Source organism: Microbacterium sp. 22303 (assembly GCF_052045265.1).
In the GTDB taxonomy this organism is placed as follows: domain Bacteria; phylum Actinomycetota; class Actinomycetes; order Actinomycetales; family Microbacteriaceae; genus Microbacterium.
The window spans coordinates 540,094-565,265 of the sequence record NZ_JBQEOQ010000002.1 but is presented as its reverse complement, the minus strand read 5'-3'; the positions used below and the strand labels follow the sequence as shown (position 1 = coordinate 565,265).

Annotated in this window: 24 protein-coding genes and 1 pseudogene; 12 read left to right on the top strand and 13 right to left on the bottom strand. The window is 68.6% G+C overall.

From position 1 onward, the window contains the following. The first annotated feature begins 67 nt into the window (after positions 1 to 67). Entirely contained in the window at positions 68 to 1,915 is a 1,848-nt protein-coding gene (locus tag ACTJI8_RS08355) for a ParB-like protein (protein WP_440732961.1), read from the top strand. A 70-nt stretch (positions 1,916 to 1,985) separates the two neighbouring features. On the opposite strand, the gene ACTJI8_RS08350 is transcribed toward ACTJI8_RS08355, so the two are convergent. Beyond that, the gene (locus tag ACTJI8_RS08350; protein ID WP_440732960.1) at positions 1,986 to 4,013 is read right to left on the bottom strand and encodes an ABC1 kinase family protein; all 2,028 of its coding nucleotides are present in this window, start codon (positions 4,011 to 4,013) and stop codon (positions 1,986 to 1,988) included. Continuing rightward, complete coding sequence (locus ACTJI8_RS08345) at positions 4,013 to 4,606, bottom strand: PadR family transcriptional regulator (RefSeq protein WP_440732959.1); 594 nt, start codon at positions 4,604 to 4,606, stop codon at positions 4,013 to 4,015. The genes ACTJI8_RS08350 and ACTJI8_RS08345 overlap by 1 nt, the downstream gene beginning before the upstream one ends. A 428-nt stretch (positions 4,607 to 5,034) precedes the next feature. Here ACTJI8_RS08345 and ACTJI8_RS08340 point away from each other — a divergent pair, with 428 nt between their 5' ends. After that, positions 5,035 to 5,796: an RNase H family protein gene (locus ACTJI8_RS08340; protein WP_440732958.1), complete on the top strand. Its 762-nt coding sequence runs from the start codon at positions 5,035 to 5,037 to the stop codon at positions 5,794 to 5,796. 50 nt (positions 5,797 to 5,846) lie between these two features. Here ACTJI8_RS08340 and ACTJI8_RS08335 read toward each other — a convergent pair whose 3' ends face one another. Further along, positions 5,847 to 6,272 carry an Lrp/AsnC family transcriptional regulator gene (locus ACTJI8_RS08335; RefSeq protein WP_440732957.1) on the bottom strand — a complete coding sequence of 142 codons (426 nt, stop codon included), beginning with the start codon at positions 6,270 to 6,272 and terminating at the stop codon, positions 5,847 to 5,849. Positions 6,273 to 6,342: 70 nt separating this feature from the next. Here ACTJI8_RS08335 and ACTJI8_RS08330 point away from each other — a divergent pair, with 70 nt between their 5' ends. Beyond that, positions 6,343 to 6,984, top strand: a complete 642-nt coding sequence (locus ACTJI8_RS08330; RefSeq protein WP_440732956.1) for a LysE family transporter — start codon at positions 6,343 to 6,345, stop codon at positions 6,982 to 6,984. A gap of 141 nt (positions 6,985 to 7,125) precedes the next feature. Here ACTJI8_RS08330 and panB read toward each other — a convergent pair whose 3' ends face one another. Genes panB through ACTJI8_RS08310 form a run of 4 tightly spaced genes read right to left on the bottom strand, consistent with a single transcriptional unit; the run spans position 7,126 to position 10,191 of the window. Then, on the bottom strand, positions 7,126 to 7,995 hold the full coding sequence (gene panB, locus ACTJI8_RS08325) for a 3-methyl-2-oxobutanoate hydroxymethyltransferase (RefSeq protein WP_440732955.1): 870 nt from the start codon (positions 7,993 to 7,995) through the stop codon (positions 7,126 to 7,128). Then, positions 7,992 to 8,429 carry an aspartate 1-decarboxylase gene (gene panD / locus ACTJI8_RS08320; protein WP_440732954.1) on the bottom strand — a complete coding sequence of 146 codons (438 nt, stop codon included), beginning with the start codon at positions 8,427 to 8,429 and terminating at the stop codon, positions 7,992 to 7,994. The genes panB and panD overlap by 4 nt, the downstream gene beginning before the upstream one ends. After that, positions 8,429 to 9,295, bottom strand: coding sequence for a pantoate--beta-alanine ligase (gene panC, locus ACTJI8_RS08315; protein ID WP_440732953.1), 867 nt, complete (start codon positions 9,293 to 9,295; stop codon positions 8,429 to 8,431). The genes panD and panC overlap by 1 nt, the downstream gene beginning before the upstream one ends. Further along, entirely contained in the window at positions 9,292 to 10,191 is a 900-nt protein-coding gene (locus ACTJI8_RS08310; RefSeq protein WP_440732952.1) for a DUF2520 domain-containing protein, read from the bottom strand. The genes panC and ACTJI8_RS08310 overlap by 4 nt, the downstream gene beginning before the upstream one ends. Positions 10,192 to 10,482: 291 nt before the next feature. Here ACTJI8_RS08310 and ACTJI8_RS08305 point away from each other — a divergent pair, with 291 nt between their 5' ends. Beyond that, on the top strand, positions 10,483 to 10,908 hold the full coding sequence (locus tag ACTJI8_RS08305; RefSeq protein ID WP_440732951.1) for a (deoxy)nucleoside triphosphate pyrophosphohydrolase: 426 nt from the start codon (positions 10,483 to 10,485) through the stop codon (positions 10,906 to 10,908). On the opposite strand, the gene ACTJI8_RS08300 is transcribed toward ACTJI8_RS08305, so the two are convergent. Next, complete coding sequence (locus ACTJI8_RS08300) at positions 10,905 to 11,858, bottom strand: hypothetical protein (RefSeq protein ID WP_440732950.1); 954 nt, start codon at positions 11,856 to 11,858, stop codon at positions 10,905 to 10,907. The genes ACTJI8_RS08305 and ACTJI8_RS08300 overlap by 4 nt on opposite strands. A 115-nt stretch (positions 11,859 to 11,973) precedes the next feature. Here ACTJI8_RS08300 and ACTJI8_RS08295 point away from each other — a divergent pair. The 3 genes and pseudogenes from ACTJI8_RS08295 to ACTJI8_RS08285 all read left to right on the top strand — a co-directional run. Continuing rightward, positions 11,974 to 12,291, top strand: a pseudogene (locus ACTJI8_RS08295) (nucleotide pyrophosphohydrolase); the annotation flags it as partial. 101 nt (positions 12,292 to 12,392) lie between these two features. Further along, on the top strand, positions 12,393 to 14,150 hold the full coding sequence (locus tag ACTJI8_RS08290) for a DNA/RNA helicase domain-containing protein (protein WP_440732949.1): 1,758 nt from the start codon (positions 12,393 to 12,395) through the stop codon (positions 14,148 to 14,150). A 91-nt stretch (positions 14,151 to 14,241) separates the two neighbouring features. Next, on the top strand, positions 14,242 to 15,351 hold the full coding sequence (locus ACTJI8_RS08285) for a nuclease-related domain-containing protein (RefSeq protein WP_440732948.1): 1,110 nt from the start codon (positions 14,242 to 14,244) through the stop codon (positions 15,349 to 15,351). Between the two features lie 33 nt (positions 15,352 to 15,384). Here the strand turns inward: ACTJI8_RS08285 and ACTJI8_RS08280 are convergent, their stop codons facing one another. The 3 genes from ACTJI8_RS08280 to ACTJI8_RS08270 all read right to left on the bottom strand — a co-directional run bounded on the left by ACTJI8_RS08280 (position 15,385) and on the right by ACTJI8_RS08270 (position 17,462). Next, entirely contained in the window at positions 15,385 to 15,846 is a 462-nt protein-coding gene (locus ACTJI8_RS08280) for a PKD domain-containing protein (RefSeq protein WP_440732947.1), read from the bottom strand. 353 nt (positions 15,847 to 16,199) lie between these two features. Next, positions 16,200 to 16,760, bottom strand: a complete 561-nt coding sequence (locus ACTJI8_RS08275) for a hypothetical protein (protein ID WP_440732946.1) — start codon at positions 16,758 to 16,760, stop codon at positions 16,200 to 16,202. A gap of 117 nt (positions 16,761 to 16,877) precedes the next feature. Further along, the gene (locus ACTJI8_RS08270; protein WP_440732945.1) at positions 16,878 to 17,462 is read right to left on the bottom strand and encodes a TetR/AcrR family transcriptional regulator; all 585 of its coding nucleotides are present in this window, start codon (positions 17,460 to 17,462) and stop codon (positions 16,878 to 16,880) included. A gap of 121 nt (positions 17,463 to 17,583) precedes the next feature. Here ACTJI8_RS08270 and ACTJI8_RS08265 point away from each other — a divergent pair, with 121 nt between their 5' ends. Next, on the top strand, positions 17,584 to 18,579 hold the full coding sequence (locus tag ACTJI8_RS08265) for an SDR family NAD(P)-dependent oxidoreductase (protein ID WP_440732944.1): 996 nt from the start codon (positions 17,584 to 17,586) through the stop codon (positions 18,577 to 18,579). Positions 18,580 to 18,858: 279 nt separating this feature from the next. Beyond that, a complete protein-coding gene (locus tag ACTJI8_RS08260) occupies positions 18,859 to 19,167 on the top strand; it encodes a DUF7882 family protein (RefSeq protein WP_440732943.1) in 309 nt (102 codons plus the stop codon). A gap of 209 nt (positions 19,168 to 19,376) precedes the next feature. Here ACTJI8_RS08260 and ACTJI8_RS08255 read toward each other — a convergent pair whose 3' ends face one another. After that, positions 19,377 to 19,562, bottom strand: a complete 186-nt coding sequence (locus ACTJI8_RS08255; protein ID WP_440732942.1) for a hypothetical protein — start codon at positions 19,560 to 19,562, stop codon at positions 19,377 to 19,379. A 303-nt stretch (positions 19,563 to 19,865) separates the two neighbouring features. Here ACTJI8_RS08255 and ACTJI8_RS08250 point away from each other — a divergent pair, with 303 nt between their 5' ends. After that, positions 19,866 to 20,570, top strand: coding sequence for a DUF2786 domain-containing protein (locus tag ACTJI8_RS08250; protein ID WP_440732941.1), 705 nt, complete (start codon positions 19,866 to 19,868; stop codon positions 20,568 to 20,570). A gap of 41 nt (positions 20,571 to 20,611) precedes the next feature. Here the strand turns inward: ACTJI8_RS08250 and ACTJI8_RS08245 are convergent, their stop codons facing one another. Continuing rightward, the gene (locus ACTJI8_RS08245) at positions 20,612 to 22,213 is read right to left on the bottom strand and encodes an APC family permease (protein ID WP_440732940.1); all 1,602 of its coding nucleotides are present in this window, start codon (positions 22,211 to 22,213) and stop codon (positions 20,612 to 20,614) included. Positions 22,214 to 22,537: 324 nt separating this feature from the next. Here ACTJI8_RS08245 and purL point away from each other — a divergent pair, with 324 nt between their 5' ends. Next, the gene (gene purL, locus ACTJI8_RS08240; protein ID WP_440732939.1) at positions 22,538 to 24,865 is read left to right on the top strand and encodes a phosphoribosylformylglycinamidine synthase subunit PurL; all 2,328 of its coding nucleotides are present in this window, start codon (positions 22,538 to 22,540) and stop codon (positions 24,863 to 24,865) included. Between the two features lie 23 nt (positions 24,866 to 24,888). Continuing rightward, complete coding sequence (locus ACTJI8_RS08235; RefSeq protein WP_440732938.1) at positions 24,889 to 25,035, top strand: hypothetical protein; 147 nt, start codon at positions 24,889 to 24,891, stop codon at positions 25,033 to 25,035. The last annotated feature ends 137 nt before the right edge of the window (positions 25,036 to 25,172 follow it).

Genomic DNA, 25,172 nt, shown 5'->3' with positions numbered 1-25,172 from the left:
TCCCGCACGTGGATGACTGACGTCCGGATCGCGGATCCGCACCGACCACGCATCCCTGGAGACCCCCGTGCCCCTGCTCCGCTCGCGTCGCACGCTCGCCGTCGCGCTCGCCTCGTTCCTCGCCCTCGGCGGATCCGTCCTCGCCGCGACGCCCGCCTCCGCCGCAGACGCGCCGACCGACGTCAAGGACGCGTCCTGCGCCGTCGGCGACACCCGTGATCTGTGCGCACCGGTGGGTGAGCTGCTCGACGTCCGCATCGGCGACGTGCACCCGACCCAGCCCTCGCTGGGCTACGACGAGGTCTACTACAAGCTCGGCCGCTACGACGCGGAGCTCTCGAAGGACGCGATCAACAAGAAGTTCGCCGACTGGTGCGAGGCGAACGGCCAGCAGGACGTCGCGAGCGCACAGCCGAACGCGACGCTGACGGATCCGTCCACCTTCACCTGCACGGTGCCGGTCGGCAGCGAGACCGCCGACACGATCACCCCGATGAAGACCGTGGTGATCGGCCCGCAGGGCGTGCTGTACCTCACCGACGGACACCACACCCTCACCTCGTTCCAAGAGAACAGCGGCCCCGACGTGCATGTGCGGCTGCGCGTGCTCGGCAACCTGTCCGGCCTGTCCGACGCGGACTTCTGGGCCGCGATGCAGGCGAACAAGTGGACCTGGCTGCGCGATGTGAACGGCGACGCGATCACCCCGGCCCAGCTGCCGTCGAATGTGGGCCTGTCGAACTTCGAGGACGACCGCTTCCGCAGCATCCTCTACTTCGCGCGCGACATCGGCTACTCGGCCGACGGCGCGGTGCCGTTCCAGGAGTTCTACTGGGGCACCTGGCTGCGCACCCGCACGGACGTCCCCGTCGCAGGCTGGAACCAGGACGACTGGGCCGGATCCCTTGCGCTCGTGAAGCAGCTCACCCAGGCGCAGGTCGCGCTCGGCGCCGGCACCGTCGTCGACCCGCAGTCCGGCTACACTGCGGGCGACCTCAGCGTGCTGAGCGCCTGGAACGACGGTAAGGCCGAGGGCAAGGGCGAGTGGGCCAAGCTCGCCAAGCCCTACTCCGATGCCAAGCCCGGCAAGCTCGCCTACATGACCGAGTACCGCCTGCGGCACGTGACCCCGGCTCCGACCGCGCCCGCCGCGCCGGCCGCTCCGGCAGCGGTCGTCGGCGGCGCGTCGCCCGCCGGCTCCCACGTGGCGGCCTCCTGGTCAGCGCCCGCGGACGGCGGGTCCGCTCTGACCGGGTACACCGTCGCCCTCGGTGCAGGCCGGACCGCCGAGGCCGACGCGCGCGCCACGTCGTTCACGTTCGATGACGTCGCTCCGGGCTCGTACGCCCTGACGGTCACCGCGCACAACGCGATCGGATCCACCGCCTCCGCCGCCACGACGGTCGCCGTGGCGGATCCCACCGCGACGCGCGGCTCGGTCGCGATCGCCGGCGACTTCCGCCCGGGCGGATCCGTCACCGTCACCGCGTCCGACCTCGCCGCCGACGCGGCAGGCTTCGTGGTCGTGGTGCACTCCGACCCCGTCACCCTCGGCACCGGCTCGACCGACGGGGCCGGCGCGTTCACGCTGCAGGCCGCGCTGCCCACGTCGCTGCCCTCGGGGGCGCACACCGTGACCGTGTCGTTCAACGGCACGACCGTCGCATCCGCGTCGTTCACGGTCGCGGCGGCCGGCGGCGGCGATGCCGGATCCGGCGGCGGAACCGGATCCGGTGCGGGGTCGGGCGGATCCGACGCCGATGCAGGTTCGGCGGGATCCGGTTCGGCTGGTTCGAGCGGCCTCGCGACCACCGGATCCGACGCGCCCATCGCGCTCGGCGTCGCAGGCGCCCTCGTGATCGCCGTCGGCGTGCTGCTGCTCGCACGACGTCGCACCGGGCTCGACCAGAACTGACCGCAGCACGACGAGGGGCGCAGGACCGAAGATCCGGTCGTGCGCCCCTTCGTCGTCCGTGCGGGCCGCGCTACCGCGGTCCGCGCCGGAACAGACCGGCGAACAGCGCGTGCAGCAGGGGCAGCGCCGAGACGCTCATCAGCACGATTCCGAGCACCGGGTTCACGGCGAGCACGAGTGCCCCGCCGATGAGCAGCGCGGCGAAGAGCAGCCCCGAGATGCCGCGGCGGATCAGCCCGTCGATGCGATCGAGGCGGCGCTCGATGCGCGACGTGTCGAATGTGACGGATCCCTCGTCGACCCGGGTGATGATGTCGTCGACCCGCTTCGGCAGCCGCCAGAGGGTGGCGGCGTTCGCGACGACCTGCTGCGCGACGTCCCGCACGAGGTTGCCGCTCTCGTCCGCCAGCAGCCGGGTGGCGTAGGGCTCGATCGACTCCCAGATATTGAACTGCGGATCCAGTCCGCTGCACATGCCCGAGGTGAGCGAGACGGCGCGGATGAGCAGCAGGAGCCCCTCGGGCAACTGCACCGGCAGCGAGCGCATGGTGTCGCCGAATTCCTCGGCGAAGCCCTGGAACTCCCGCGGATCCACGTCACGCAGTTCGGCGAAGCCCATGCCGCCGAAGCGGGCGAACAGCGCGGTGAGGGCTCGCTCCAGCTCGCGGTTCTCAGCGGAGGGCATGAGCACGCCGATCTCCTGTGCGGCGGCGACCATGCCCTTCCCGTCGCGCGAGGCGGCGGCGATGAAGAGCGTGCGCAGCCCGTGCCGGATCCCCTCGGGCACCTCCGCCATCATGCCGAAGTCGATGAAGGTGAGCCGCCAGGCCGGGTGCGCGGCGCCGGTCGCGGGAACCGGGCCGGCCGCTGAGCCCGTCGAAGCGCCGGGCATCCCCACGCCGCCGGCCTGATGCGGCGTGACGAAGATGTTGCCCGGATGCGGATCCGCATGCACGAACCCGTGCGTGAACAGCTGGTCGAACATGACCTCGGCGAACACGCGGGCGACGTCGGTGGGGTCGATGCCGGCCGCGCGCAGGGCGTCGACGTCGTTGATCTTGATCGCGGTGACATCGGAGAGCGTGAGCACGCGACGCGTGGTGCGCTCCCAGGCCACGAGCGGCGCGTCGACCCGCGGGTCGTGGGCGAAGCTCTCGGCGAACCGCTCCGCGGCCGAGGCCTCGTGCAGGTAGTCGATCTCCTCGAGGCTGGTCTGCGCGAACTCCTCGACGAGCGCGGGCGCGTCGACCCGGTCGGCGATGAACCTGATGCGTCGCAGCCAGCCTGCGACGCGGCGGAGTGCGGCGAGGTCCGTGGCGACCACCTGGTCGATCCCGGGGCGCTGCACCTTGACTACGACGTCGGCGAACCCGGCGTCGGCGGCGTCCAGGTCGGACAGCCGGGCACGATGCGCCTGTCCGAGCGAAGCAGCGGCGAGCGGAGTGTCATCGAACGAGGCGAAGGCTCGGGCGAGCGGCACACCGAGCTCGGCCTCGGCGAGCGCGCGGATCTCGGCGATCGGGACGGGCGGGACCTCATCCTGCAGGCCCTCGAGCTCCTTCGTGATCTCGGGCGGCAGCACGTCCAGGCGCGAGGACATGAACTGGCCGACCTTGATCATCAGCCCGCCCAGTTCGACCGCGAGCGCATGGAACCGCTGAGCGAGCACCCGCATCCGGCGCTCGCGTGACCGCTCCGCCACGCGCGCGAAGCCAATTCGCGGCAACGCGAGTTCGAACCACCACGTCTGCACGAGCACGCGCGCGGCGAACCCGAGGATCCGCCGGTACCTGGCGCGCAGCGGAGGACCGGCCTCATCTGTCGCGCGCGGAGATGCGCTCGCAGCGGAGGCCGGCACCGTGTCCGGGGTCGGCGGGCCAGCCGGGGTGGGCGATGCTCGCACAGGCCCGCCTGACCCGGTGGACACGGGCGACGGCTGCACGGGCGCGGCCGGCCCGGCAGACGTGGGCACCGAATCCGGGCGCGCCGCGGACGCGTCCGGTCGCGCGGCCTCCGCTGCAGGCGCGGAAGCCGTCGCGGCGGGCGCCTGGTCCGGGCTCTGACTCAGGAACCAGTCGTCGCTGTCGCCGGCCGCCATCAGTCGGCGAGGATCGCGTACAGCTTGCGTCGGGCCTCGTCGAGCACCTCGATGGCCTGCTGCACCTGTTCCGGAGTGCCCGTGCGTGCGACCTGGGCCGCGGCGCCCGCGAGGTCGACGCCCGCCTTGGGCAGCGCCCCGAACGACGCCGAACCCGCGCGGGCGCCGGAGCTCTCCCACGGCGGCGTGCCGGCCTCGTCCGCGACCGCACGGCCGGCCTCGGTGAGCGAGTAGGTCTTGCGCCCACCCTGCTCGGCCGCTTCGATGAGCCCTTCGTCCGCGAGCAGCTGCAGCGTGGGATAGACGGATCCGGCACTCGGCTTCCACGAGCCGCCGCTGCGCTCCTCGATCTCCTGGATGATCTGGTAGCCGTGCATGGGCTGCTCGGCGAGCAGCGCGAGCACGGCGGCGCGCACATCTCCGCGGGCCATGCGCGGGGTGGACGGGCGCTGATCGAAGGCGGAGCGCAGGTGCTCCATGGCCTCCCAGAGCCCTGCGGTCGGGTTCATGCCAGGGCGGCCGCCGAAGCCTCGTCCTCCGCTGGCGCCGAAGCCCATTCCGCCGAAACCGTGCGATGCGTAGCTGTTGTCCATGACGACCTCCTCAGGTCCGAGTCCTGTCGAGCGATAGTCAACGATATGTCGTTATGTATCGGAAGGGAAGACTGTATCCGGATCCGAAGCTGCTTCACAGAGACCCCGCCGCCTGCCGCGCACAACTCAGGCTGGATCTCGCTGCGACGCGGTGAAAGGGGCCCGATCCGGCGATTTCCGAAGCTCCAGCCTGAGTAGCTCGCAGGGCAGCGCCGATTCCGATGTGCTCAATTCAGGAGGAATTCGTCCGGAGGCCCCACGGAAGCACCAAAACACGCCGAACTCGAGAATTCGTCCTGAATTGGGAACGCAAGTTGGACGAGTCCGCCAGGCGGCGCCCTCCAGCGAGGTCCGAGGGGCACGAGCCGCGCCCGCCCAGACCGCCCGCCACGCCCGGCCCACCACCCTCCACGCCCTACGGTTGAGGGATGACGATCACCGCCGCGGCAGACGGATCCGCCCTGGGAAACCCCGGCCCCAATGGCTGGGCCTGGTACATCGACGACGACAACTGGGCCGCCGGCGGATCCCCGCACGGCACGAACAACCAGGGCGAGCTGCGGGCCGTGCTCGAGCTGCTGCAGGCGACCGTGGGCGCGGCCGGCGAGAAGCTCGTGATCGAGTGCGACAGCCGGTACGTGATCGACTCCGTGACCAAGTGGATGCCGGGCTGGAAGCGTAAGGGCTGGCGCAAGTCCGACGGCGGGCCGGTACTCAACCGCGACCTGCTCGAGGGCATCGACGAGGCGCTGCGCGGGCGCGACGTCTCGTTCACCTGGGTCAAGGGTCACGCCGGACACCCCCTCAACGAGGCCGCGGATCAGCGCGCGAACGCCGCCGCGACCGCGTATCAGCGCAAGAAGGATCCGGACCGCGGTCCGGGGTTCACCGGCGGCGCTGCGGTCGCCGTGACACCGGCGCCGATGCCTGCCATGGCCTCTGCTCCGGAGGCTCGCGACGCGACTCCTACCGCCGGATCCTTCTCCCTCCCTGTCGTCGCCTCTTCCGCCGCTCCGGCACCCGCGCTCTGGGCCGAGGCGTCGGACCTGCTCGACGGGCTCGACCTCCCCACCGACGCGACCCCGATCGAGCTGCGGGTGACGCTCAGCGCCGAGGAGCACGCCCGCCTTCGCGACCGTGCCGATGCACAGGGCGTGACGCTCGAAGAAGCGCTGCGCCGGCTGATCTGAGGCCGCGGCGCCGGCCTCCTCCTGGCCGACTCGCCGTCTCAGCGCGAGATTCAGCGCGAGCGCAGAGCCACGCGGGTCTGCGTCTGCGCGGCGCCGCACTCCTTCTTCAGCCGCCGGAGCAGGCGATCGAGCGACGCGGTATCGCGGGTGAACGCGCGCACCATCCCGTCGTAAGGTCCGGTCATGTGCACGGCGTCGACGATCTCGCCGATCGACCCGACGCGCTCCGCGAACACGTCGAAATCGGTCGCCTCGTCCAGGCGCACGTCGATGAACACCTCCAGCCCGCCCCGCGGATCGGGGGCATCGCTGCCGGTGCGGATCGTGTAGCCGAGGATGATGCCGCTCTCCTCGAGGCGTCGCACGCGCGCCGCGGTGGCGTTGGTGCTGAGCCCGATCGTGCGCCCGAGGTCACTGAACGATCGGCGTGCATTCTCCTGAAGAATACCGATGATCTGCTCGTCAAGCGCGTCCATGCTGGTCAGAGTAGTCGTAAGACAGCGAGAATCCCTGTTCAGCCACGACGCTCCCGCCACACTGGGCTCCATGGACGCATTGTGGGTGCCCGCGGTGGCCGGCGCGTTGGCCGGGCTCGGCGTGGCGATGCCGCTCGGCGCGATCGGCGCTCTGCTGCTGCGCGAGGGCATCGTGAACGGCTTCCGGGTCGGCGCCGCCGCGGCCGCCGGTGTCGCGACGGTCGACCTGCTCTACTGTGCCGTCGCCACCGCGACGGGGGCTCTCCTCGCCTCCGCGATCGAGGGCTTCCGCGGCCCGTTCCTGATCGCCTCCGGGGTCCTCGTCGTCGGGATCGGGATCCTGCAGCTGCTGCGGATCCGGCGGGATCCAGGATCCGATGCGCTCGAGGTCGGCAGGATCTCCGCACTGCGCGCCTTCGTCCGATTCTTCGGGCTCACCGCGATCAACCCGATGACGCTGATCTACTTCATCGCGCTCGGCGGCGCGGTCACGGCGCGCAGCACCTCGGCGGCGGGGCCGGTGGTCTTCGTGGCCGCCGCCGGGATCGCCTCGTTCGCATGGCAGCTCATGCTCGCCGGCGCGGGCGCCGCGTTCGGCCACCTGATCGGACCGCGCGCCACCCGGATCATCGGGATCGCGGCCTCGATCGTGGTGATCGGTCTCGGGGCCGTGGTGCTCGCCGAGGGCATCGGCGCGCTCGCCACCCGTTAGCGCGCCGCCCACAGGTGCACGGGCGCCTCGGATCTGTGCACGATCTTCGGACGGATCCGGCACGTTCCTCCGAAGATCGTGCACATCTCCGAGCCTGGCGCACGATCAGCTCGGCGGACTGCACGGGTCAGCCCGGCTTCGTCACCGCGCCGCGAGCAGCTCGCGCAGCCGGGCGGCCTCCTCGGCCGGCATCGAGTAGGTGTGCTCGGGCGCGGGGTACGCGCGGTCGCGCACCTCGTCGGCGTAGGCGGTCACACCGTCGATCGCCGCGGTGCGCAGGTTCGCATACCGCTTGACGAACTTCGCAGCCCCGCCGTCGTAGATCCCCAGCAGGTCGTGGAACACGAGCACCTGCCCGTCGGTGTCGGATCCGGCTCCGATCCCGATCACCGGGATGTCGATGAGCGGCATGAGCGCGGCGGTGACCTCGCTCGGCACAGCCTCGACCACGAGCAGCGCGCAGCCCGCGTCCTGCAGGGCGAGGGCGTCGTCGATGAGCGACAGCGCCGCATCCGCCGTGCGACCCTGCGCGCGGTAGCCGCCGAGCGACGTCGCCGTCTGCGGCGTGAGTCCGACGTGGCCGACGACGGGGATCCCGGCCTCCACCAGCGCCCGCGCGCGCTGCACCGAGGTGCCGCCGCGCTCGATCTTGACGAGGTCGCAGCCGGCCTCCTTCACGAAGCGCTGGGCCGTGGCGAGGGCCTGCGCGTCGGAGGTCTCGTACGAGCCGAACGGCAGATCCGCCACGAGCAGCGGCTTCGTGAGGCCGCGTCGAACCGCCTTGGTGAGCATGATCATCTCGTCGACCGAGACGGGCACCGTGCTGTCGTAGCCGAGCACCGTCATCGCGGCGGAGTCGCCCACGAGCACCATGTCGACGCCGGCGGCCTCGACGATCTGTGCGCCGGGGTGGTCGTACGCGGTGACCATGACGATCGGCTCGCCCGCGGCCTTCTTCGCGGCGAGGTCGCTCAGCGTGAGCCGGCGGCCGGGCGCGGCGTGCGCGCTCATACGAGAGCCTCCTCACCGGTCGCTGAGCCTGTCGAAGCGTCCGGCGCCAGAGCCTCTGTGAGGAGCACATCCACGGCGGAGTCGACCTGGATGATCGCGTTCGCCCGGTCGACATGCACCACGGTCGGCGCGTAGGTGGAGAGGTCTTCGGCGGAGTAGTCGGCGTATGAGATGACGATCACGGTGTCGCCCGTGTGCACGAGCCGGGCGGCGGCGCCGTTGACCTGGATCATTCCGGATCCGCGCTCTCCCGCGATCGTGTACGTCTCGAAGCGGGATCCGTTGTCGACGTCGACGACGTGCACCTGCTCGTGCGGGAGGATATCGGCCGCCTCGAGCAGGTCGGGATCGATCGTGATGGATCCGACGTACTGCAGATCGGATCCGGTGATCGTCGCGCGGTGGATCTTCGACTTCAGCATGGTGCGTCGCATCAGGCGTCGCCTCTCCTGTCGGCAGAACGGAGGATGTGGTTGTCGATCAGTCGCGCGGCGCCCACGTTCGCGGCGACCGCGAGCAGCGCCTCGCCATCGAGGCGTACGACGGGGCGAAGGGTCTCGGTGTCGCGGAGCTCGAGATACTCGGGCTCGATCCCGGCATCGGCGAGGATCGCACCAGCGGCGGCGGTGAGGGCGCCGGCGTCGCGCTCCCCCTCGTTCGCGAGGGCCTGCGCCGCATCGAGTGCGCGGTTCAGCGCGGTCGCCCGCCGCCGCGCCTCGGGGTCGAGGTAGACGTTGCGCGAGCTCATGGCCAGCCCGTCCGCCTCGCGCACGATGGGGCAGGCCTCGATCCGCACGTCGAGGTTCAGATCGCGCACGAGCCGGCGGACGACGAGCACCTGCTGCGCGTCCTTCTGCCCGAAGTAGGCGACATCGGGGGCGACGATCCCGAACAGCTTGGCGACGACTGTGGCGACGCCGTCGAAGTGATGCGCGCCACGGCTCGCGCCGTCGAGCACGTCGGTGATGCCGGCGATGTGGATGGTCGTTGCGAAGCCGTCGGGGTAGATCTCCGCAGGTTCGGGCGCGAACAGGATGTCCGCGCCCTGCTCGTCCGCCATCGCGGCATCCCGGGCCTCGTCGCGCGGGTAGCGGCTGAGGTCTTCGTTCGGGCCGAACTGCGTCGGGTTGACGAACAGCGACACCACGACGAGGTCGTTATTCTTCTGGGCCTCTCGCATCAGCGACAGGTGACCGGCGTGGAAGGCGCCCATGGTCGGGACGAGTCCGACAGTCTTGCCGCCGCGCTTGGCCTCACTCACCGCCGTGCGGACCTCAGCGATGGTGCGGATGATCCTCATGCGCGGGCCCCCTCGGGATCCGTGGACGTTGAGCGAGCGAAGCGAGACGAAACGCCGTGGCCCGGGTCCGTGCCCGTGGTCGTTGAGCGAGCGGAGCGAACCGTGCCCGCGGTCGTTGAGCGAGCGGAGCGAGACGAAACGCGGTCACCTTCGGGATCGGCGAGCGCGCGGGTCTGCGCAGTCAGCGCATCGACGAGCTCCAGAAGCTCCGGGTCGCCCTCCGCGATGGCCGCTCGCTGCCGTGCGACAGTGGCGTCGTCACCGCGGGCGATCGGTCCGGTGAGCACTTCCGCGGCGCCGCGATCGGCCCAGTTCTCGACGGTCTGCCGCACGAGTGGCGCGAGGATCGCGCGTGCCTCACCCGAGGGGATCCCCGCAGACCCGGCGACCCGCTCGGCTGCGTCGAGCACGGCGAGGAGCAGGTTCGACGCGATCGAGGCGGACGCGTGATACCCGGCACGGTGCGCATCCTCGACCCGGAACGGATGCGCACCGAGCGCGCGAGCAACGCTCTCCGCCGTCGCGAGCGCCTCCGGCGTGCGCCCGTCGATCGCGGCGCCGATGCCGTGAAAGACGCTGGGCTGCTCGGATCCCGTGAAGGTCTGCAGCGGGTGGATGCTGAAGTCGACGTCGTCGAGCCCCGTCGACCCGGAGACGTGTCCGACCAGCCCCGCATGCGGACGCGCTGCCAACGCAGCAACGTGGATCGCCGCATCGGGCACGCACAGGATCGCAATGTCGACGGCCGGCACGGCATCTTCACGGCCGAGTGGTCCACGCACGTCGAACCCGGCCTCCGTCAGCGCCCGCGCCAGCACGCCGCCGAGGCGTCCGACACCGACGACGGCGATGCTGCGGTCGGAAGCCGCAGTCGCATAAGAGGAGGTCGAGTTCATTGTTGGACCCGGTCGGGATCGACGCCCGGGACGGGTCGAGTATCCGCCCATTGCGAGAGCATGGCCAAATTGCAGATCAAAACAGCATATTTGCAGACTCCAACAGCAAGCATTATGTTGTTACATCTAATGCTTTGGTTAGCATTCTGATCTCGACAGCCAGGATCGGGCGCCCTCGTGCCGATGAGATCTGAGTGCCTGCGGATCGCGTCCACGGGACCGGACGTCTCGGCGCCCTGCCGATGCCCTCGATAGGCTGAGCAAAGCGGAACCAAGGGCCTGGAGTGCCGAGTGAAGAAGCAGATCGAAGTGGTTGGCGCGGTCCTCATACGGGATGGCGCGGTGCTTTCGGCGCAGCGCAGCCCGCACATGTCCCTCGCCGGCTTTTGGGAGTTTCCTGGTGGCAAGGTCGAGGCTGGTGAGACTCCACAGGTCGCGCTGGCTCGCGAGATGCGTGAGGAGCTACTTTGCACGGTGACGATCGGCGACCACATCGATACGATCCGTCACGAGTACAACTTCGGCGTGGTCACGCTGACCACGTTCTACGCGACCCTTGTTGAAGGAGAGCCCCAGCTGACCGAGCACTCCGAGCTCCGCTGGATCCCCGTACCCGATCTTCTCAACGTTGAGTGGGCCGATGCTGACGTACCGACCGTCAAACGCGTCATGCGCGACCGAACACCGCGCCCGAGCGAAGAGATGCACAATAGCTAGCGAGTAAGCGCTCGTCGGTTCGCACCTTCAAACGTAAATTGATCTCCTGCGCGGAACACCAGCCCCAGCCCCACATCTTCGAGATAGTCACGAAGATCTGCGGTGGGTTGCTCAGGGAGTAGCAGCGCACAACGTAGGTCGTTGACTGCGACGTGGCGGCGATAGTCGTAAAGCTGACCAACAGCCATCCGAACGTCTGACCGCGACGAAAGCGCCTTTGCTTCATAAAGCACTCGATCAGTCTCGTCATATACGTCCGTGAGTAGTCGCGTCTGTTCTTGAGGCAGCGTGATCGCCCACCGCGAGAAGCCGTGGCCCTCCTGGCTGGCGATAAAGTCGTGGACCAACTGGGATTCGCGGCGGACCGCAGCGCCTCCGACTCGATCACTTGTCTCGAAGAAGAACGACGAATTAATCTCCGTGGGCACCAATATTGACCGTGGATCTTCCGTGATGCCAGAAAATCCGACAACTTGGATGAGATCGTTCGGCACGACCGACACCGGTATCAGTCGAAACACGATGACCGTCCTCAAGCCACCATTCTTGTCGAGTGCAGGCATGCGCTCATAGGGAAGACTCGGGTCCAAAACGAACTCGCCGACGTACCGTTGACGCTTGACGGACCTCCCCGGAATCTGGCCCGTCGCCACAAACGCATGCAACGTGCGCCCCTTCACACCAGCAGTCAGGATCGGGGAGTTGGCCCCCTTTTCGACCTGGTCGCCGTCCTGACCCGCTCCCGTGTAGTGAAGGACTGTACCGTCTGGAGAGAACCCGTCGTAGACATAGCCGAATTGAGTGCCCTCACTAGGATCCGTGAAGATGAAGACCGTGTTCGACGTCGTGCTAGGCACAATGCCACCCGATTGGACGCTTCCGCCATATTCCACAACGAGCCCCTCGCGGGTGTAGAGCTCCCCGACGATCAGGGGCACGGGGGTCGACATGCCCCGACCATATCGAACTCACTGAGCTACACGAAGTACTCACTTATTGAGGTCCTTATGGGTGCACCAAGCCCATGTTCACACCCAAGCGTGACGCCCCTGCTACCGTCACTCCATGCCATCCCTAACGACCCTCGCCGCCCTCCGCGCCTTCGTCGAGGAGCGGGATTGGGATCAATTCCACACTCCCGAGAATCTCGCCAAGAGCATCGCGATCGAGTCGAGCGAGCTGCTGGAGTGCTTCCAGTGGGGGCCTGACTTCGACCAGACGTGCGTCGAGGAGGAACTCGCCGACGTCGTCACGTACTGCATCCACCTGGCGAACCGGATCGGGGTCGATCTGGACGAGATCGTGCTGCGCAAGCTCGAGTCGACCCGGGCGAAGTATCCGGTGGATCAGGCGAAGGGCCGGATGCTGAAGTACACGCAACTTGCCGCCGAGCGCGCAGCCGACGATGCCGACGCCGGCTCGGATGCGTCCGCGCGCACAGGGCACGCCGGCACCCGCGAGCACCCGGCGAACCCGGACCGCCCATGACCACCTTCCGCATCGAGCACGTCCCGTTCCGGCGCATCCCGCTCGACCAGCACGCCAGCGCCGACTCGCGCCTCTCGAACTGGCCCGTCGTGTACGTCATCGACGGCGCCCGGCGGCGGCCGAAGCCAGGGCTTTATGTCGGTGAGACCGTCAACACGTACCAGCGGATGGTGCAGCACCTCGCTGGCGCGAAGAAGAACGCCCACCTCGACACTGTTCGCGTCATCATCGACGAGCGCTTCAACAAGTCGGTGTGCCTCGACCTTGAGTCGCACCTGATCCGTTGGTTCTCCGGCGACGCGCAGTACGAGGTGCTCAACAGCAACGCCGGCCTCACTGCGGATGCGCAGTACTTCGACCGCGCCGCCTACCGCGAATCTTTCACGAAGATCTTCGAGAACCTGCGCGAGGAGGGTCTCTTCACGCAAAGCATCGCCGAGATCGAGAACAGCGACATGTTCAAGCTGTCGCCGTTCAAGGCACTCAACCACGACCAGAACATCGCGGTCGACAACATCCTCAAGGTGCTCCTTGAGGACCTTGAGGCACCCTCACGCGGATCGACGCTCGTCGTGCAGGGCGCTCCTGGCACCGGCAAGACGATCGTGGCCATCTTCATGATGAAGCTGCTCGCCGATATCGCGGCGTACACGCCCGGGGATGACGTCGACCAGGACTCGCTCTTCGCCGACTACTTCCTAAAAGGACATCGCGAACCGCTCGCGAAGCTGCACATCGCACTCGTGATTCCTCAACAGTCGCTTCGCACGTCAGTGCAGCGCGTGTTCCGCAAGACGCCGGGGCTGGATCCGAAGGCTGTCCTGAGCCCGTTCCAGTTCGCCGAATCCACCGAGCAGTTCGATCTCGTCTTCGTCGACGAGGCCCACCGTCTGGGACAGCGCGCGAACCAGGCGTCCGGCGGGCAGAACAAGAAGTTTCCCCGCATCAATGAGGCGCTCTTCGGTCGCGATGATCCGTCGTTCACGCAGCTCGACTGGATCCGTACCCGTAGCCGCCACCAGATCCTGCTCGTCGACGAATTGCAGAGCGTGCGGCCGCACGACCTCGCCCCGCAGACGCTTCAGCAGATCTTGCGGACAGCAAAGGACGGCGACCACTACTTCCATCTCATGACACAGATGCGAGTGAAGGCGGGTGCCGACTACGTCGGGTTCGTGCGCGCGGCGCTGCGCGGTGAGGATCCTGCTCGCCCTGATCTCGGCGACTACGACCTGCGCTTCTTCGACGATCTCGGCGAGATGAGGACCATGATCCGCGGCGTCGAGAAAGAACACGGACTTGCCCGGCTCGTGGCCGGGTTCGCGTGGGACTGGGTCACCAAGCCACGCAAGGGCAAGAAAGGTCTGGCCGAGTTCGACTTCGACATCGACGACGAACGACTGCTCTGGAACGTCACCGACAGGGACTGGATCAACTCGCCGGGTGCAATCGATCAGGTCGGTTCGATCCACACTGTGCAGGGCTACGACCTCAACTACGCCGGCGTAGTCATCGGACCCGATTTGCGGCTGGACCCGGCAACCGGACAGATCGTCGCTGATCGCGAGCGCTACCGCGACAAGAAGGGCAAGGAGAAGACCGGATCCTTCGCCGGCGGCTTCACCGACGAGCAGCTGCTCACCTTCATTCGCAATATCTACGGCGTGCTGCTCACCCGCGGAATCCTCGGTACCTACGTCTACGTGTGCGATCCGGCTCTGCGCGAACGGCTGCGGCGGGTGTTCGCAGGCTGATTCGTCGGTCTCAGATCGGATCGGCCCTCCGGTCTGCGCCACGCGCGGGCGACGCGCCGGGAAAGTCGGCGGCCGCTGGTTGGCTGGACGGATGGAGATCTCCACGCTGGTCCTGCTCGTCATCGTCGCCGTGCTGCTGGTCGCGTTCGCGCTCACGGCGTGGGTTCTGATCAGGCGCAACCGCCGCACGAGGGACGAGCTGCAGCGTCGTTATGCCGACGAGGAGACCTCGCTCGTCGAGCGTCAAGCCAGTGCCACCCGCGAGCTGCAGAGCACGCACAGCGAGACGCTCGCCACGCTGACCACGCGGCATGACGCCGAGATGATGCAGCACCTCGAGGCCCATGAGGAACAGGTGCGCACGCTCACCGCCGAGCGCGATGCCGCGATCGCGAACGAGGAAGGATCCCGTCTGCTCGCCGGGCGCGGACTGCGCTGGGAGCTCGCGTCACGCGAGGTGCTCGTCGACGCGTGCGAGGCGGCGGGGCTCGACGCGATTGTCGCGACGAACATCGTGTTCTCGCCGAGCGACGAGGGATCCATCGCGCCTTACTGCGCACAGCTCGACCACCTGGTGATCACAGAGAAGGCGGTCGTGCTGGTCGACAGCAAGAACTGGAAGGGCCTCATCCTCGACGGCAAGAAGCCGTCGACGCTCGCGGGCGCACTGGGGGTGCTGTTCGACGAGAGCGCGCTGCCGCCGTCGTTCGCGATCGCCGTCTCGCGGGACGGCGGGGAGCGTCTCGACGTGCGCACGCTGCTCGGCTCGGAATCCCCTGCCTCTCAGGTGCGCCGTCAGGCCCGTCGCTTCTATCAGCACCTCTCTGCACGGCACGGATCCGCGCCCTACCTGCAGGCCTGCGTGTTCTACTCGCACCCTGACGCGCGCGTGTGGACCGGAGGCCTCGACGAGACCGCGAAGGCGCAGCCCACGCGGATCGCATCCGTCCGCACGATCCAGAAGGCGCTCCTCGACGCGCAGACGGGCGGCCCGGCCGGCCCCTCATCGCACCAGCTCACGCAGCTCGTCGCGACGGTGCGCGAACTCGGCGCCGACCTGCACGGCACAGGTCGCTTCGCCGCGGAGTTCCGCAGCCCGGTGCCGCTGAACTTCCGAATGCCCGTGCACGGGAACCTCTCCGCCCAGGCCGCGTCCTCCGAAGGCCCGCGGATCCGGGAACGGCGCAGCGAACGGGTCTGACGCGGGCCGTTTCGGCGGCGGCTCCGTTTCGAGTCAGCAGCCGGGGGCGCTGGGTCGCTCGAGGCAGGTGCCCTGAACAAGGGCCGTGTGCGCCTTGACGACGCGGATCTGCTGGCTCGCGGGCGGGCCGTTCAGCGTGCCGTTGATCGGGATCCAGCCGGCGCCGAGGTCGACATCCGCGGCGTAGGTGACTGTGACGGTCACCGTGTAGGTGCCGGGTTGCTTGTAGACGTGACTCGTGTCGGTGGGTGTGAACTGCGCCTGACCGCTCGCGTCCCACGCTGTGCCCGGCGTCGTGCTCGTGCGCTGCTCGCCGTCGCCGTAGTCGAAGGCGAAGCTCGTCGGCGTGAATCGGATGGTGAGCGCCCGACCGAGGATCGTGCCCGGGACCGTCTCGGTCTTGGCGCTGCTGAGGAAGTTCGCAGGGAGTCCGACAACGGCGACGTTGTCCGGCTCGCCTGCGATGGTCGCTGTGGATGGGACGAAGCGCGCCAAGTCTGAGACCGTGACGCTCCAGCCGGGGACGGTGGGAGACGGTTGCCCGTTTGCTACGCCCAGGGGTGCGAGGGAGCGACAGAAGGCACTGGGCGGCCCCGGGGTTGCGGCGCAGATCTCATATGGGGACGGTTCTGCGGTGCCGGCGTCACCTGGGGTGCCCGGGTCACCGGGAGAGGGATCCAACCCTCCGTCGCCGCTCGTCTGGCTACCAATGAGGGTGATGCCACTATGGTCCGGGCAACCGGTAACAAGTCCAACTTGTCCGCATCCCATTGGGCGCACGCTTGCCGCGCTAGTCGTTACTTCCAAGCTGCCCATGGTCGCTACAGCGAACACAACGAGCCCGACGGTTAAGGAGCGACTGCTGAACATTTCGCATCCGAGTTCTTCGATTCGATAATCACCAGACCTCCTCCTGAGCGAGTGAACGCCAGGTCAAGTAGGCCCTGTTCCTGTCGGCCCCTTGGTGTCACGTCGGTTCCCGATGCGTCGACGACTCTCGCATCCTTCACATCGAGACAAACCTTTGCCGTCACACGCGCTGTGGCGGATTCGAAACCCGTCCCCTCAAACGAGACGATCCTGATCGGGCCGACGACCTTGAGTTTCTGTTCCTCGAGTTGACGCTGGACCGAGATTTCGTCTTCAAGGGCCACGCCAGCGAGGTACTGCTCGGGTTTTGCCTCGCTGTCACCGCCGTGGGCCGCGTTGCCTGCATCTGTATAGTCCCGGTACACCTGTTCCGCCGCCTTGAACGCTTCCGCCTCGCTCGTGAACAGCGGCGTGGGGGTGGGCTTGGGAGCAGGGCCGGGGGTGCAGCCGACCAGACCTACTGCGGCGGCGACGAGCACCACGGCGATGCCCGCTCGCAGCGGCTCCATGAGGCGGCCGGCACGACCGGCCGTGGTCACGAGAGCGCTGCGTCGAGGGTTCACTCCCACACCGTAACCGGATCGGGGGCGTCGCCGGGGGAGTTATCCACAGGCACGGCTCCGGGAGCGTACGGCGTTTGGTCTCGCTTCGCTCGCTCAACGACCTCGGGGCGGCGCCGCGACCCCGCGCATCACCAGGTCCACGAGCCCGTCCACGCGATCCGCCGTCAACGGCCGGCTGAGCAGCGCCGCGTACGAGGTCGCCGCGACGAACTGGTCGGCGACGGCGGCCGGATCCACGTCAGCGCGCACCGATCCGTCCTCCTGCGCGCTGGTGACCCGGGCGACGATCCACGACACGATCGGATCCGCGAACCGGTGGTTCAGGGCCTCACCCAGCTCCGGATCCGTGGCGGTCACCGCGATGAGCGCGCGGGCCAGCTCGACGTTCTCGGCACGGGATAGGTGCTCCCCTGCGGTCGCGAACCACGACCGCAGGTCCGCGGCGAGATCCGAAGAGAACGGCAGGTCAGCCTCAGCGCCCGGCAGCGCGCCCTCCAGCAGCGCCTCGCCGAGTATCGCCGCCTTCGAGGACCACCATCGGTAGATCGTCTGCTTCGAGACGCCGGCCTCGGCGGCGAGGCCCTCGATGGTCACCGCGGCATAGCCGTCCGCGGCGAGCGCGGCGCGCATCGCCGCCAGCACCGCCTGGCGGGCGTTCTCACTGCGGGGACGGGGCACCCTCCGAGAGTAGCGAGGTGTACGCTCCTCAATAAGTGGACGCACCGTTGCGAAACCTGATCGCGATCCAGAAGGCCGCGACGTGACGAACCGGATCCACGAGCTCACGAAGGAGACACCCATGGCCTTGACCGCGAATTCCTCCATCGGCGACTGGCTGGCCGATCCGACCGGCGGTGAGCTGATCCGCGGGCTGCTCGCGCAGTCGGGGGCGAGCGCCGACTCGCTCACCCCCGTGCTCGGACTGCCCCTGCAGCAGCTCGTCGTGATGAGCCAGGGCGCGATGCCGCAGTCCGTGGTCGATGACCTCGTGCGGGCGGCGAACGACGGCGAGATACCCGAAGACACCACTCCGACTGGTTGGACCGAGCAGACGACCCCCGGCCGCTTCGCGGGCAAGACCGTGATCGTCACGGGCGCCGCGTCGGGAATCGGCAGGGCCACGGCGTCGCGCATCTCCCGCGAGGGCGGCCGAGTCATCGCGTGCGACATCGCGGCCGACAAGCTCGACGCACTCGCCGCAGATCTCCCCGGCATCGTGACGGTCGCCGGCGACCTCACTCAGCAGGACGCGATCGATCGTGTCGTCGCCGCCGCAGGCGACCGCATCGACGGCCTCGCCAACGTCGCCGGCATCAACGACGACTTCTCCCCCGCCGGCGAGACGCCCGACGCCGTGTGGGACCGCGTGATCGCGATCAACCTCACCGCGCCGTTCAAGCTCATGCGCGCGGTCCTCCCGATCATGGAAGCGGCGGGACGCGGATCCATCCTCAACGTCTCGAGCGAGGCCGGACTGCGCGGCAACGCCTCGGGCAACGCCTACACCGCGAGCAAGCACGGCATCATCGGCGTCACGAAGTCGGCGGCGTTCATGTACGGGCCGAAGGGCATCCGGGTGAACTCCGTCGCCCCCGGCGGCGTCGCGACCGGCATCCCGATGCCTCCGCAGATGTCCGAATACGGATCCGGCCGACTCGCCCCGTTCCAGCAGGCCATCCCGACGGTCGCGACGGCCGAGCACCTCGCCGCGTCGATCACCTTCCTGCTCTCTGACGACGCCGTGAACATCAACGGGGCGATCCTCGCCTCCGACGGCGGGTGGTCGGTGCAGTAGCGCTCCGTAGCCTGAACGCCGCGCCCGGTCAACCCCCTTCGCGGCCCGATGGATCACGGCTAGCGTCGTGCTCGTCACCGGGAGATGGACACAGGAGGGAAGTTCCGGGCGCATGCGGGATCCCCAAGGCTTCAGGACTCCCGCCAAGCCGCGGAACCCCGAGGACCCGGGCCGGATAGCCACCGGCCCGGGTCCTCGCCGGTCGACGGCCGCCGGATCATCACCGCGATCTTGCGCGTCAGCCCTCAGGATCCGATCGAAAGGCGTAGCGTCCGGAGCATGGCAACCCTCTATTACGGCGGATCCGAGCATCCGATCGAGATCGAAGACGTCGCCCTCGCCCACCTGAAGATCGTGATCGCGACGAAGCTGCGCCGCAACGAGAGCTTCACGCTGTCCTGGCGCCACGACGGCACCCAGCCCCTCGGGCGCTCCACGATCTGGTTGCACCCCTCCATCCCGCTGCGGTTCGAGTTCACGGATCCGACGCCGCCCGAGATCGACCCGCGACGCGTGCAGGCTTACGCGAACTCGGCCAACACCTCCGGCGGCATCCTGCTCCCCGACGAGGCCACGCTCGACCTCTGACGCTCGAGGATCCGCCCGAGCGCGAGATCGCCGGCCGTCGTGCACGCCCCGCAGCGATCCACGGATCCGGATCTCCGGGCATCCCGCGCGTTCGTTCGTGGATCCATTCAGCGCACCAGACGCTCCTGTAGCGGCCCACAGCTGCCAGCCGCCAGCTGCCAGCGCGGGCGCGCGGATCACATCCGTGCCGACGTATGGCACGGCTCGGGTCAGTTCTCCTGGGGGTCGGCGTCGGTCTCGGCCGCGATGCGGTCGGCTTCGGCGCTGTCGATCTGTTCGTCGTTCCGATCCGGGTCGAGCTTCTCGTGGCCGTCCGGATCCTCCACGAGAGGCGGGTCGGAGAGCTCATCCTCCGGATCCTCCGGGATCAGCGGCATCTGCGGGTTGTTCGTCATGGCGCGCTCCTTCACATCGGGGAGTCTCGGTCTGAACCGCCGTCGGGTGACGGACGGACTCCGGGTACACGGCACACGCTAGGCCGGCAGAACGCCGGCGTCTGCTGGCTTGTCACCGCGCTTCCGGCGTGCTAGCCGCGGATGTGCAGGGCGCGGTTCAGGCGGTTGTCGTAGGGATGCGCCGGATCCACTCGATCCGCGCCGTCCCTGTGCGGAACTCGTTCGGCACAGGTTGCGTGCGATCGCCGTCGCACTGAGGGAGGTCCCGCGGAGGATGCCGACATCCGATAAGGAGGAGATGACATGAGCGACCGCAAGCTCGACCTGATCATGAAGCTGCTGGCGAAGGCCGAGAGCACCACACCCCAGGAGGCGGAGGCGCTCACCGAGCACGCCGAGCGTCTGATGCTGAAGTACGGCATAGAGAGAGCGCGCCTCGACGCTCGACGAGCCCTCCACGGAGACGCGCACGAGGAGATCGTGCGCGAACTCATGCTGTTCAGCGGTTCCTACGCCCGAGACATCCGCGAGCTCGGCGCGGGAGTCGCCGTCGCCCTCGGCACCGTGCGCCCGCTCTTCGGCGCGTCCGGCGGAGACTGTGCGCTCTACCTCGTCGGCTGTGCGTCGGACGTGGCGCAGGCGCGGATCCTGATCGCCAGCCTGCAGGTGCAGTCGATGGTCGCGATGCGGCACTGGTGGACCGCCGAACGCGACCACTACCCCTGGTTCGACGACACCGTGCGACGGCGTGCACGCAGCGGTTTCGTGCGCGGGTTCGGCGTCGGCGCCGCAGACCGGATCCGCGAGTCCCGCGCGGCTGTGATCGAGGAGTCCGGCACCGGCACTGAGATCATGCTGGCCTCGCGTCGCGAACGCGTGGACGACGCCGTACGCGCGATGAACACGCGACGGGCGCGCTCCCGCGACGGCGCCGACCCCGGATCCTTTCTCAGAGGACGCAGCTCGGGCCGAGAGGCGAACGTCGGCGGGCGACCCGTCGCGCCGTGAGGGGCCAGACCGTGAGGGGTCGGGCGGGAACCAGTCGGCCGTCAGCCGCCGAGGCCGTCGTCGAAGACCTGCAGCGCCGAGGTGTCGTTCGTGGCGTCGGTGCGCGTGAGGCGCTTGCCGCGGAAGAAGTCCGGCGAGACCTTCGCCTGGACGAACATGAGGATCACGCCCAGGCCCAGCACAGTGACGCCGATGATCCCGACCAGGCCCACGCCGCCGATGTTGCTGCCGGATCCGGCTTCCGGATCCATGGCGTCGATCGTCGTCTTGACGAACACGATCAGCAGCAGGATCCCGCCGAGGCCGGGCAGCACGATCTTCATCATGATCGATCCGAAGCCCTCGCGGATCGCCGCCTTGCGGAAGTACCAGGGGCTCGCGAGCGCGGTGACGCCGTAATAGAAGCACACCATCATGCCGAGCGCCGTGATCGTGTCCCACAGCACGTCCTCGCTGATGAAGCGCATGACGGCGTAGAACACCGAGGCGACGATCGATGAGAGCAGCAGCGCCACGTGGGGCGACTTGTACTTCGGGTGCACCTTCTTCAGCGATGCGGGCAGCGCGCCGTAGTGCGACATCGCGAGCAGGGTGCGCGCGGGCGAGATCGCCGTCGAGTTGATCGACGCCATCGCGCTGACCAGGATCGCGAGCGAGAGCAGGATCGCGGCCGGGCCCATGACCGGATGCGCGAGCGCCGCGAACACGTTCTCGATGATCTCGGAGTTGCCGAGACCGGTGGGCCCGTCGCCGAGACCGGCGAACGCGACGGTGGCCGTCGCCGTGCCGACATAGAGGACGACCAGGATCGCAACGAGGATCGTCGCCGCTTTGCTCTCCGTGGAGAGGCGCCCCTTCGACGGCTTGGTCTCCTCACCCATCGTGAGCACGGTGTCCCAGCCCCAGTACACGAAGATCGACACGGCGATCCCTGCGGCGAACGCGCTGAAGCTGGACACCTCGAACGGGTTGAACCAGCTCAGCTCGGGCAGCTTCGCCTCCTTGTTGGCGGGGTCCGCGGCGCCCACGAACATCGCGATCACGAACCACACCATCACCGCCATCTGGAAGATCACGGTGATGTACTGGAAGATCTTCGTCGAGGTCATGCCGCGGTACGAGATGAGCGTCGCCAGAGCCATGAACCCCAGGCATACCGCGATGTTGATGAACTTGTTCGCGGCGAGGTCGGCGATCGCCGGATTGCCGACGGCGATGCTGATCGACTGGAACAGGAACTCCACGGCGATGCCGGCGAGGTTCGACAGCACCAGCACGGTCGCGGCGATCAGGCCCCAGCCGGCCATCCAGCCGATCCACGGTCCGAAGGCGCGGGTGGCCCAGGTGAACGACGTGCCGGAGTCGGGCATCGCCGAGTTGAGCGCGCGGTAGCCGAGCGCGACGAGCAGCATCGGGATGAAACCCATGAGGAAGATCGCGGGGGTCTGGTAGCCGACCTCGCTCGCGGCGGGTCCCACCGCGGCGGTCAGCGTGTAGGCCGGGGCACACGTCGAGATCCCGATGACCAGGCAGCCGAGCACTCCCACGGTGCCCGTCGGGAGGCCCTTCTTGCTGATGCCCGTGACCGAGTCGAGCGTGCGCGTAGCCGGATCCGGCGCGCCCTGGTCGTACTTCACACTCATGCGATTTCCTGCTTCCTGCGCTCCGTCGCACGGCCGCCCCGATGGCAACACGGTGTCCGGCAACGCTGCGCCCCGCGTCAATTCTATGGGTGGGCTGAAAGCGGCGCAGGCTCGGCCGCCTCGAGCCGGGGCTCCGCCGCCTCGAGCGGGTCACGATCTGCACATCCTGTGACGATCAGCACACGTTTCAGCCGGATCCGGTGTGCTGATCGTCGCATCCTGTGCAGATCGTCGCGGCGAAGCCTCCCGAAGCACGCGCGGATCCGGGCCTTCCGCCGCCGGTAGACTGAGTCCGCCCCGCCTCCCCTCGCTCCAGGAGCCCGCGTGACCTCTCCGAACACCCCCACCGACCACGTCCCCGACTCGGTCGCCAACGCAGAAGCGACGCCGGAGAAGGAGCAGCCGTACGCGGCGCTCGGCCTCAAGGACGACGAATACGCGCGGATCCGCGAGATCCTTGGCCGCCGCCCCACCTCGGGCGAGCTGGCGATGTACTCGGTGATGTGGAGCGAGCACTGCTCCTACAAGAGCAGCAAGAACTACCTCAGAAGGTTCGGCCAGAAGGTCTCGGACGAGATGAAGAAGCGTCTCATGGTCGGCATGGGCCAGAACGCGGGCGTCATCGACGTGGGCGAGGGCTGGGCGGTCACGTTCAAGGCCGAGTCGCACAACCACCCGTCGTTCATCGAGCCCTTCCAGGGTGCCGCGACCGGCGTCGGCGGCATCGTCCGCGACATCATCTCGATGGGCGCGCGCCCCGTCGCCGTCATGGATGCCCTCCGCTTCGGCGCGATCGACGACCCCGACACGGCCCGCGTCGTGCACGGCGTCACCGCCGGCATCAGCTTCTACGGCAACTGCCTCGGCCTGCCGAACATCGGCGGCGAGACGGTGTTCGACGCCGTCTACCAGGCCAACCCGCTCGTGAACGCGCTCGCGGTCGGCGTGCTCCGTCACGAGGACCTCAAGCTCGCGAACGCCACCGGCGTCGGCAACAAGGTCGTGCTCTTCGGCGCCCGCACCGGCGGCGACGGCATCGGCGGTGCGTCGATCCTCGCCTCCGACTCGTTCGACTCGACCGGTCCGACCAAGCGCCCCGCTGTGCAGGTCGGCGACCCGTTCGCCGAGAAGGTGCTCATCGAGTGCTGCCTCGAGCTTTACCGCGACGAGCTCGTCGAGGCGATCCAGGATCTCGGCGCCGCCGGCATCTCCTGCGCCACGAGCGAGCTGGCCGCCAACGGCAACTCCGGCATGCACGTGTCGCTCGACAACGTGCTGCTGCGCGACCCCACGCTGACCGCTGAGGAGATCCTCATGTCGGAGTCGCAGGAGCGCATGATGGCGATCGTCGCGCCCGAGAAGCTCGACGCGTTCCTCGCCGTCGTCAAGAAGTGGGACGTGGAGACCTCGGTCCTCGGTGAGGTCACCGGCGACGGTCGCCTCATCATCGACTGGCAGGGTGAGCGCATCGTCGACGTGGATCCCTCCACCGTCGCCGTCGACGGCCCGGTCTACGACCGCCCGGTCGCCTACCCCACCTGGATCGACGCGCTGCAGGCCGACGCGGCGGAGCTGCTCCCCCGCGACAACGACCCGGAGGCGCTGAAGCAGCAGTTCCTGGCGCTGCTGGAGAGCCCCAACCTCGCCGACACCCGCTGGATCACCAACCAGTACGACTACTACGTGCTCGGCAACACCGCCCTCGCCTTCCCCGACGACGCCGGCATGATCCGCGTCGACGAGGAGTCGGGCCTCGGCTTCTCGATCTCGACCGACGCGAACGGCCGCTACAGCCAGCTCGACCCCTACGCGGGTGCGCAGCTGGCTCTCGCCGAGGCGTACCGCAACGTCGCTGTCACCGGCGCGGAGCCCACGGCGATCACCGACTGCCTCAACTTCGGCTCGCCCGAGAACCCCGAGGTCATGTGGCAGTTCGGCCAGACCGTCGACGGCCTCGCCGACGGCTGCTTCGAGCTCGGCACCCCGGTCACCGGCGGCAACGTCTCGTTCTACAACCAGACCGGCGACGTGCCGATCCACCCGACCCCGCTCGTCGGCGTGCTCGGCATCATCGACGACGTCTCCCGCCGGATCCCGTCCGGATGGCAGGACGAGGGCCAGAACATCTACCTGCTCGGCACCACCTCGACGGAGCTTTCCGGATCCGCCTGGGCCGACGTCATCCACGACCACCTCGGCGGCCTGCCGCCCAAGGTCGACCTCGCAGGCGAGAAGCGCCTGGCCGGCCTCATCGGCGCCGCGCGCGACGAGTGGCTGATCTCCTCGGCGCACGACCTCAGCGAGGGCGGCCTCGGCCAGGCCCTCGCCGAGGGCGTCATGCGTTTCGGCGTCGGCGCCCGCGTGTGGCTGACCGAGCTCATGGAGCGCGACGGCGTGGACGCCGCGACCGCGCTGTTCTCCGAGTCTGCCGGCCGCGTGATCGTGACCGTGCCCCGCGAGGACGACGTGAAGTTCCAGGGCCTGTGCGAGGGCCGGGGCTACCCCGTGCTCCGCATCGGCGTGACCGACAGCGCCCCGCAGCTCGAGGTGCAGGACGTCTTCACCGTCTCCGTCGAGGAGCTGCGCGCGACCGCCCAGGCGACCCTGCCCGCCGCGTTCGGCCCGACCGTCGCCGAGCCGATCGGCGCCTGACGGCCCGCGAAGCGAGGAAGCTCATGAACAGCACCCCCGAGGAGACCGAGGACCTCTCGATCTACAGCGCTCGGCGGCAGCGCCGGATCCGCATCACGGCCTGGGTCGTGATCGTCGCGCTCATCCTGGTGGGCGGCGGATCCGCCCTGCTCACGGTGCTGCTGGGCTGAATCCGGCACTCCGGGTGCACGGCGTCGCTGCGACGTGCGCCCGGCTCGCTCTGCCCCGCACAGCGGGGCGGCGCCTCCCTGCCCGCACAGCTCCCCCAACCCGCACAGGCGCGCCTCCGTCCGCCCACACGGCGGGC

What these genes read in the sequence shown, in the direction of transcription:
- ACTJI8_RS08350 (WP_440732960.1), bottom strand. Translation starts at nt 4,013, where the DNA reads ATGGCGGCCGGCGACAGCGACGACTGGTTCCTGAGTCAGAGCCCGGAC.
- ACTJI8_RS08345 (WP_440732959.1), bottom strand. Translation starts at nt 4,606, where the DNA reads ATGGACAACAGCTACGCATCGCACGGTTTCGGCGGAATGGGCTTCGGC.
- ACTJI8_RS08340 (WP_440732958.1), top strand. Translation starts at nt 5,035, where the DNA reads ATGACGATCACCGCCGCGGCAGACGGATCCGCCCTGGGAAACCCCGGC.
- ACTJI8_RS08335 (WP_440732957.1), bottom strand. Translation starts at nt 6,272, where the DNA reads ATGGACGCGCTTGACGAGCAGATCATCGGTATTCTTCAGGAGAATGCA.
- ACTJI8_RS08330 (WP_440732956.1), top strand. Translation starts at nt 6,343, where the DNA reads ATGGACGCATTGTGGGTGCCCGCGGTGGCCGGCGCGTTGGCCGGGCTC.
- panB (WP_440732955.1), bottom strand. Translation starts at nt 7,995, where the DNA reads ATGAGCGCGCACGCCGCGCCCGGCCGCCGGCTCACGCTGAGCGACCTC.
- panD (WP_440732954.1), bottom strand. Translation starts at nt 8,429, where the DNA reads ATGCGACGCACCATGCTGAAGTCGAAGATCCACCGCGCGACGATCACC.
- panC (WP_440732953.1), bottom strand. Translation starts at nt 9,295, where the DNA reads ATGAGGATCATCCGCACCATCGCTGAGGTCCGCACGGCGGTGAGTGAG.
- ACTJI8_RS08310 (WP_440732952.1), bottom strand. Translation starts at nt 10,191, where the DNA reads ATGAACTCGACCTCCTCTTATGCGACTGCGGCTTCCGACCGCAGCATC.
- ACTJI8_RS08300 (WP_440732950.1), bottom strand. Translation starts at nt 11,858, where the DNA reads ATGTCGACCCCCGTGCCCCTGATCGTCGGGGAGCTCTACACCCGCGAG.
- ACTJI8_RS08290 (WP_440732949.1), top strand. Translation starts at nt 12,393, where the DNA reads ATGACCACCTTCCGCATCGAGCACGTCCCGTTCCGGCGCATCCCGCTC.
- ACTJI8_RS08285 (WP_440732948.1), top strand. Translation starts at nt 14,242, where the DNA reads ATGGAGATCTCCACGCTGGTCCTGCTCGTCATCGTCGCCGTGCTGCTG.
- ACTJI8_RS08265 (WP_440732944.1), top strand. Translation starts at nt 17,584, where the DNA reads ATGGCCTTGACCGCGAATTCCTCCATCGGCGACTGGCTGGCCGATCCG.
- ACTJI8_RS08260 (WP_440732943.1), top strand. Translation starts at nt 18,859, where the DNA reads ATGGCAACCCTCTATTACGGCGGATCCGAGCATCCGATCGAGATCGAA.
- ACTJI8_RS08255 (WP_440732942.1), bottom strand. Translation starts at nt 19,562, where the DNA reads ATGACGAACAACCCGCAGATGCCGCTGATCCCGGAGGATCCGGAGGAT.
- ACTJI8_RS08250 (WP_440732941.1), top strand. Translation starts at nt 19,866, where the DNA reads ATGAGCGACCGCAAGCTCGACCTGATCATGAAGCTGCTGGCGAAGGCC.
- ACTJI8_RS08245 (WP_440732940.1), bottom strand. Translation starts at nt 22,213, where the DNA reads ATGAGTGTGAAGTACGACCAGGGCGCGCCGGATCCGGCTACGCGCACG.
- ACTJI8_RS08235 (WP_440732938.1), top strand. Translation starts at nt 24,889, where the DNA reads ATGAACAGCACCCCCGAGGAGACCGAGGACCTCTCGATCTACAGCGCT.